6 protein-coding genes are annotated in these 8293 nt (G+C 52.6%); 4 read left to right on the plus strand and 2 right to left on the minus strand.

The features are described from left to right. Positions 1 to 344 precede the first annotated feature (344 nt). Both PHV74_05440 and tnpA read right to left on the minus strand, forming a co-directional pair. Entirely contained in the window at positions 345 to 671 is a 327-nt protein-coding gene (locus PHV74_05440; GenBank protein MDD5093807.1) for a zinc-ribbon domain containing protein, read from the minus strand. Positions 672 to 1218: 547 nt separating this feature from the next. Beyond that, positions 1219 to 1647, minus strand: coding sequence for an IS200/IS605 family transposase (gene tnpA, locus PHV74_05445; GenBank protein ID MDD5093808.1), 429 nt, complete (start codon positions 1645 to 1647; stop codon positions 1219 to 1221). 167 nt (positions 1648 to 1814) lie between these two features. On the opposite strand from tnpA, the gene PHV74_05450 reads away from it, so the two are divergent. Genes PHV74_05450 through PHV74_05465 form a run of 4 tightly spaced genes read left to right on the plus strand, consistent with a single transcriptional unit; the run spans position 1815 to position 7973 of the window. Beyond that, the gene (locus tag PHV74_05450) at positions 1815 to 3824 is read left to right on the plus strand and encodes an FAD-dependent oxidoreductase (GenBank protein MDD5093809.1); all 2010 of its coding nucleotides are present in this window, start codon (positions 1815 to 1817) and stop codon (positions 3822 to 3824) included. Between the two features lie 22 nt (positions 3825 to 3846). Then, positions 3847 to 4920, plus strand: coding sequence for an electron transfer flavoprotein subunit alpha/FixB family protein (locus PHV74_05455; protein MDD5093810.1), 1074 nt, complete (start codon positions 3847 to 3849; stop codon positions 4918 to 4920). A gap of 20 nt (positions 4921 to 4940) precedes the next feature. Further along, positions 4941 to 5849, plus strand: a complete 909-nt coding sequence (locus tag PHV74_05460) for an electron transfer flavoprotein subunit beta/FixA family protein (protein MDD5093811.1) — start codon at positions 4941 to 4943, stop codon at positions 5847 to 5849. 24 nt (positions 5850 to 5873) lie between these two features. Continuing rightward, complete coding sequence (locus PHV74_05465; GenBank protein ID MDD5093812.1) at positions 5874 to 7973, plus strand: heterodisulfide reductase-related iron-sulfur binding cluster; 2100 nt, start codon at positions 5874 to 5876, stop codon at positions 7971 to 7973. Positions 7974 to 8293 lie beyond the last annotated feature (320 nt).

Genomic DNA, 8293 nt, shown 5'->3' on the forward strand with positions numbered 1-8293 from the left:
CTGAACCTTCTTTGATGATGGCAACTTCAAAGATGGGGCGAAATGCAGGTCTAGGTTTCACCGCGACAATGGCTTTCTCCTGTTTGGGGTCGACTTTAAACCATCAGTTGAAATGCGACACGAAAAGGGGTAAAGAACCCGAACAGAGAGGAAGGGTAGCATAAGCTCTGATGAGATAACAGTCCAACGGCTATGTGCAAAGAAGTCAGACCTGCCCCTCTTTCGCGCATTGATAACACAAGAGGTTTTAGTAGCCGTGCTTCAAACACGGCGCAGCACTACCCAGGGAAAAAAGAGGCCGGGGCAAGAACCCGGCCTCTTTTTAGTCTTTTGCGGTGAAGGGACTATCGCCTGTTTCTGGATCCGCCACCCTGGTTGCTGTAGCACTGGCTACAGTAAACAGGCTTGTCCAAGCGAGGTTCGAACGGCACTTGGGTTTTGCTGCCACATGCGGCGCACACGGCCGGATACATCTGCCTGCTTGAGCCAAAGCTTCCATAGCTGCCGCTCCCGCCTCCGCCACGCTCCTGCTTCTTTGCTGTGCGGCACGATGAACAACGCTTAGGATCGTTGGTGAAGCCTTTGGTGGAGAAGAACTCCTGTTCACTTGCCGTGAAGGTGAACGTAGCCCCACAATCGGCGCACTGCATTTCTCTGTCGGTGAAACTCATTGGATGACCTCCTATCTAAAAAATTGTGAACTGAACTTCGGTCATCCAATATCTTAAGGAACCTTGCCTTGAAGAGACCTTTGCGCTGATAAGTCAAAGGAGTTTCTGGGGAAATTGGTAACCTTGGTTATGCCACTGGCTCAATTGTACGCGATAATCATAATAACTACAAGAGGAACGCTTTCCAGGTACAAGAGCCGTGGTGTCAATCAGCGGATGCATTTCCTTTCTTGCACCTGAGCCTCATTAGGGCAGGTGACATAAGCTTTCGGTGTGTTCCCTTATAGCAGAAGCGCTGAAACATTCACCATGGAAATTTGGGAAATACTATCGGCTCATGCCGAAAAATACGGGCTTGAAATGGCTCCCGAAACAGGAGTTTGACGAACACATGATATGTCGGCCCTTGTGTCCTGTAAACCAGTATTCAGAGAGCCCCCGCTCAAATGCGATATATGTGGCGAACCGCCGAACCCCCAGTGCGTCAAGTGGTGCGCCAGCGGAGCTCTGACTCTCGTAGATACCCACGGGCAAGCCCGTGGCACTTTTACAGTTCAAGCTTCGCTTGACCTGAATCCTGGCTTTCCTGCCAACGAACATATTTGATGATCCTTGCTTCATCTACCCCAACTGTTGACACAAAATACCCCGGCGACCACACTATGTTTTCTTTCCAGTAAACCTTCTCTAACCAGGCAAACTTTTTCCTCAACTTGCTGCTCGTCTTACCCTTCATTCTCCCTATCACATCGCTTACTGCATATTTGGGTGGAATAATCATCACCATATGCACATGATCAATTTGAATGTTGAGCTCAACTACTTCACACCCCGGCATATCTCGCAGCACCTTCGGAAAAAGTCTCTCCAGATATTCCGTCACGCCAGGATTCAGGATGCGGCGTCGATATTTCACTATCCATGCTATGTGATATTCGGTTCGATATACGCCATGCCCGGATAATCGTACGTCCATCCCCACATTTTACATCATATCGACGCCGCTTCATTCCCCCACGGGCAAGCCCGTGGAACCCTGCCCTTCGGGTTATTGGCGTGAAATTTGGGCCTGAATATGGGATAATCAGTGACAATAAGATAATCGATAACGACTCTATCAAAATATGAGGAGGGCCCAAAGAAATGTCTTCTGAGTTCAAGTATTTGTTCAGCCCCATAAAGATCGGCAAAAAAACAGCGAAGAACAGAGTGATTTCTCCGGCTCATTTCACCATTTACGGGAGCGGATTGACGGGGGTGAGCCCCTATGAGAGGCCCAGCGATCCCAGCGACGATCGATATGCCGCCTTCCTGGAGGAAAAAGCAAGGGGCGGGTGCGGGACGATCGTGAGCAAAACCTGCGGCGTGGGAAAGCTGGGACAGGAAGGGAATATGGAGTACCAAGTGCCTCGCCCGGAACGCCTTACGGAAGCGTGCAAGAGACTTTCTGAAGCCTGCCACAGGCATGGGTCCCTGTTCCTGCTGCAACTGGGGGCCTACGGAATGGCAATGGGAGACTTCTGCGCAGCTTATCCCAGACCTTCCTTCGGCTTTTCAGCCTCGCCCGATATGACGGGATTGGAAATACCTCACGTGATGGAAATCGAGGAGATCGAAGAGCACATCGAGAGCTATGTTGTCGGCTCCAGAGCGGGCAACAAGGGTGGGGTGGACGGCATTGAGCTCCATATTTCCGAAGGCACACTGATCCAGCAGTCGCTGTCGAAAACCTCTAATCAGCGGCAGGATAAGTACGGCGAGCAGCTTGCCTTTCTTACTGAGATTGTAAACCGCGTGCGGGCCGAGATCGGTCCGGATATGATCCTGGCCCTTAAGCTGATTGCCGATGAAATGTTCCCGAAGGAACTCGGAGGGCTTTCAAATGAGGATATGGCTGACATCGCCCGGAGGATCGATCAACTCGGCAAGGTTGACCTGATCACTACAGCTCATGGTAAGGGGCTATCTGATATATATATGAATATCCAGCCGTTCTATATTCCCTTTGGAGCGTGGTTGCCGCTGGATGCCCAGATCAAGAGGGCAGTGAAGAATATTGTGGTTGGCGCTACGGGCAGAATCGTTAACCCGGTGCAAGCGGAAAAAGCCCTGGCCGATGGACTGGTGGACATGGTCGGTCTGGTCAGAGCCCAGATTGCCGATCCCCATTGGGCCAGGAAAGCCATGGAGGGAAGGGCCGAAGATATCAAGACCTGTATCGGCTGCCTTCAAGGCTGTGGTGAGCGGGTGGCTCATGACAAACCCATCACCTGCCTGCAAAACCCGGCATGCGGCAGAGAATATGAGTTCGGAGGAACTATCGAGCCTTGCCTGGATCGAGCCAGGGAAAAGAAGAAAGTGGTCGTAGTCGGAGGCGGACCCGGCGGCATGGAAGCCGCGAGGGTTGCCGCTGAGCGCGGCCACAGCGTGACGCTCTATGAAAAGGACAAAGAACTGGGCGGCCAGATCAACCTTTTCTTCAAAGTGCCGGCCCGCGGAGAATTCGAGGAGGTTATTCGATATCGCAATACCCAGCTTAAAAAACTGAAGGTCAGGGTTCTTCTGGGGGAGGAAGCGACGGCAGAGAAGATTCTGGCAGAGAACGCCGATGCGGTGATCATTGCCACCGGCTCACTGCCTATGGCACCACGCATGCCCGGTATCGATCAACCCAACGTTATCAGTTGCGCCGATGCACTGGCGGGAACCAAGCCGGTCGGCAACCGGGTAGTAGTCTACGATATGGAGCTTCGCCAGAAAGCTGCCTGCGCCGCCGAATGGCTGGCCGGTCAGGGAAAAAAGGTGGAAATCGTCACCCCGGCTCCCAGTCCCGGCATACTGGCTGGCCATATGCATCAGGGCTTGCTGAAGCAAAGGTTGTGGGGCAATCCGAATATCACCATCACCTCGAACACCAAGGTAACCGGGATTTCCGGCAAGACCCTGAACGTGATCCATGTCCATTCGTTCAAACCAGGCACCATAGAAAACGTAGACACTTTTGTGTATTGCACCTATAATCGATCGGAAGACAAGTTATACAAAGAGCTGAAAGGAAAGGTGAAACAACTGGTCCTTATCGGCGATGCGTGGGGACCGCGTTCATCGATGCACGCCATTCACGACGCCTTCTTCCACGTCAGAGAAATCTAGCAGTCATCGGAACGGAGCAGTCATGGAAGAGAACTCAACAACGCCATCGGCGGCAAAAAAAGATGTGTGGGTTTTTGCCGAACACGAGGGCGGCGAGCTATCAAAGGTTTCCTTGGAGTTGTTTTCGGAAGGACGGACACTGGCAAAAAGGCTGGGCTCGGACCTTTGCGCTTTGCTCATCGGCGATAGAGTATCGGATTTGGGAGCCATCCCCATGCAGTACGGGGCAAGCAAGGTTTATCTGGTGGAAGACGATTCGCTGAGGCAGTACACCGGACATGCATGGATTCGTTTACTGGCCGATCTTATCAAAGAACGTGGACCGTCCATCGTCCTGTTCGGTTCGACCCCGAAAGGGAGAGAAATGGCCCCGCTCCTTGCTGCCGACGTTAAGGGAGGCTTCGCCAGCGAGTGTACTATCTTCGATATCGGCGACCAGGATCATCTGCTGGCAACCCGTCCCATCAACGGGGGGAAGCTCGATGCGAAATGTTTCTTTTCCTCCAAATGCATCACTCAAATTGCTACCGTTCGCCCCGGAGTGATCGATACCGACGAACCGAATGCGTCACTAACATCAGAGATTATCAGGATAAACGTGACGGCCAAAGAAGATCGCGCCAACAGTAAAATCACCGGTTTCCTCAAGGGCGATCCAGCCAAGATCGATGTTCGCGAAGCAGAGGTCGTTATAGCTGCCGGCAGAGGCGTAGGCGGGCGGGAGAATTTGCGTCTCATCGAGGAATTGGCTGCTGTTCTGGGAGCATCGTTGGGCGGGACGCGCTGTGCCGTCGATATGGGGCTGCTATCGCCGGATCGGTTGATTGGACAGACCGGCAAATATATTTCACCCAAGCTCTATATTGCCTGCGGCATTTCCGGCGCAACGGAACATTTGCAGGGCATCAGAGCTTCCCAACATATCATCGCCATCAATTCAGATCGCAACGCTCCTATCTTCCAAACGGCTAAAGTTCGGATCGTGGGGGACCTGCGCGAGGTTGTGCCTGCCATAACAGAGCGGGTGCGTCAGATCATCGGCTCCGGGCAGGTGGCCAAAGCCGATGCGGTGATGAACAGCATTCACTCCAACTGATTTGAAACCCGAGGTTTGAAATGAAGATAGTGGTCTGCATCAAACAGGTCATCGATCCCGAGTCTCGCTTGAGACTCGACCCTCAAACCGACGCCATCGATGAGACCATCATCGGCTATGTGATCAACCCCGCCGATCTGTTTGCCCTAGAAGAGGCTCTCTGGTTAAGAGACATGTCCGGCGGGGGAGAAGTCACTCTCCTGGCGATGGGGCCGCCGCGTTGCAAGAGGCCTCTGATAGACGGCCTGGCAATGGGAGCAGACAAAGCCGTACATCTGTGGGATCAATCCTTTGAAGGATCGGACAATTATGTCACATCAATGATCTTGGCCAAAGCCATTGACCGGATAGGATACGACATGGTCCTCTGTGGCAGACAGGCAATCGACGACAACGGCCAGCAGGTGCCGGCGACGATAGCCGGATTGCTTGGTTTGCCATTTATTTCGGCAGTGACCCGTATCGATATCCGACTGCCGGAGAAGAAAGCGATAACTCATCGATCCTTGGGAAAGGGGGATCGTGAGATAGTGGAATGTGGTCTTCCCGCTGTATTTAGCGTGGAGACAGGGATCAATAGGCCGAGATACGCCAAAGCGCGCACGCGGTTGCAGGCAGAAAAGAAGGAAATCGTTACCTGGGGATGCGATGATTTGAACCTTAGCCAGGCCGATGTGGGTCAATCCGGGTCTTTGGTAGAGGTTCGCGGAATTACCTATCCCAAACCAAGGGCCAAGAAGGTCGCTACACCTCCATCCGATCTGCCCCCACATCTAAGGTTGCAATGGCTCATGAGGGGAGGAAGTGACCAGGGCGCTGCGAAAAACAGCAGCGATTTCATTGAAGGCTCACCCGAGGAAGTGGCTTCCATGGTGCTGAAATACCTGACCGATGAGAAGATACTGTCCGCTGGAGACAAAAGGAAATAGGCAGCTTTTCCAGGAAACAGCGATATGAAAGAGCAGAAAGTAACGGAATCAGCGCGGGGAGAGATATTCCAGAATATCGAGTTTGGCTGGATAATATACATCCTGGCCTTCATGGCCACAGCTCTGGTTTTCTATGCCTTGTACACACGAATGCGGCTGTGGAAGATGGGGAAGCCGGAAAATCGCTTTGAGAATAAAGGGCAAGTGATAAAGGACTTCATCAAAACGGGGATTGCTGACGGCGTGTTTCACCGCCGCTTTTTCCGAGCCAGAAACCCGGCGACACCAGCGGAAACTGGGTGGTGGATCGTCGACAGGCTAGGCCACAGCCGTTTCCTCCTAGACTCCTGGGCAGGCATCAACCACTTCCTCATGTTTGCCGGTGCGGTCTTCCTCCTCATCGCCACGGGCGCTAATGTGATCTCTCATTATATTTATGAATTCCTTGAGGGGCACACCTATCTGGCCATCTCTTGCATCGGCGATGTCGGCGGTGTGCTGATGCTCCTGGGTGTTTTTGGCGCGGCCCTCAGGAGGTATATCAAAAAGCCAGCGCAAGTGAATAACGTCACGGATGATCGGATCACTCTGGCCATGATTGCCGTAGTGGTTCTTACCGGATACATCGTTGAAGGTCTGCGACAGGTAATCGCCGATACTCCTTCACAGTGGGCGCAATGGAGTTTTCTGGGATACGGGTTTGCTCAGATATTCGATTCTTCAACAATGCTCCAGTATCAAATAATTTGGTGGATCCATTCGATTCTGGTTATCGTAGCAGTAGTATACATCGCCCTGACATTCAACAAGTTGAGCCACATTCTCGTTTCTCCGATAAACGTGTTTTTCCGCTCTACACGCCCCAAAGGGGCATTGGCCCCTCTGGATATGGAGAGTCCGGAGAGTTTTGGGGCTGCGAAGATCGAGGACTTCACATGGAAACAGTTGATGGACCTGGATGCCTGCACCCAGTGCAGCCGTTGTCAGGCCAACTGTCCGGCGTATCTGAGCCAGAAAAAGCTTTCACCAAAGAAGGTGATTGGAGACCTTAAATCACATCTGTGTGACGTCTATCCCGTGACGGTGAAGACGATGATCAACGGGAAACTCATGGCGACCGAATCCCGCAAGGATATGGGCAAAGAAGTCGTCACCGAAGAAGTGATCTGGGATTGCACCACCTGCCGGGCTTGCGAAGAAGTCTGTCCCGTCTTTGTTGAGCATATCGATAAGATAATGGACATGCGGCGCGATCTTGTACTGGAGCAGTCCAGGGTACCGGAGAGCGCTGAAAATGCCCTGCGAAGCATCATGGACAGGGGCCACCCGTGGAAAGGGAGTTTAGACACCCGGCCCGATGTGGCGCAGAAGCTCGGAACCAGGGCGATGGCCGAAGATAACAAGGTCGATGTGCTCTTCTATATGGGCTGTACCACCATGCTTCAAGAGAGGCCCGCGATTGTTGGCACTGCAACGGCTAAGCTCCTCAAGGCTGCCGGAATCAAGTTCGGCGTATTGGGACCGGAAGAGACATGCTGCGGCGAGCCGGCGCGTCGATTGGGTGAGGAGTATCTCTTCCAATCACAGGCTCGGAAGAATATCGCCCTTTTCAGGAAATACGGGGTCAAAAAGATCGTAACCGTCTGCCCTCATTGCTTTAATACTCTAAAGAATGAATACCCCCAGTTTGGTGGAGACTTTGAGGTCGTCCATCACAGCCAGCTGATCGCCGAACTGCTCATGCAGGGTAAACTGAGGCCTTCGCAGACCGTTAACAAAAGCGTCACCTATCATGATCCCTGCTATCTGGGTCGATATCAGGAAATTTACGAGGAACCGCGGGGAATTCTGACAGCAATACCTGGTTTGCAGATGGTTGAGATGGAGCGCAACCATCGCCAGAGCTTTTGCTGCGGAGGCGGTGGAGGCAGAACGTGGCTGGAGGAAACCGGCAGCAAAATCTGCGAACTACGCGTTGACGAGGCAATTAAAACAAAAGCCGATATGCTGGTTACTGCTTGCCCCTTCTGCCTGAAGATGATGGAATACGGCAAAACTCTTAACCAATCGGATAGCGCGATGAACATTCTGGACATCGCTGAGTTGGTGGAAAGCGCACTCTGATGATTGAATGGTCCTGGAGGCTCAGATTACCATCACTCCTGATGACAAAAATTTTTGGTATTGTAAGCCGGAGCAGGGCCGAACCCCATCTGAAACACGGGCTTGTCATCCACCTTATCCTAAGGACGAATCCGTCAGGCTGCCTTCCCCAATCCCCGTCGGTCTCAACCTCAACCACCTCGTGGCCCCCTGTCGGAAAGATATGGGCACGAAGAAATGAACAGCTCCGGTCTTGTTTGATGACATCAGAAGTGTTGCTTTATCCATAAAGCCTTGGGGCCGCCACTACCTTTTCGAACCGAGATTAGTCTACTAGCCCC

The sequence above is a fragment of the Dehalococcoidia bacterium genome (genome assembly GCA_028711995.1).
GTDB lineage: Bacteria > Chloroflexota > Dehalococcoidia > SZUA-161 > SpSt-899 > JAQTRE01.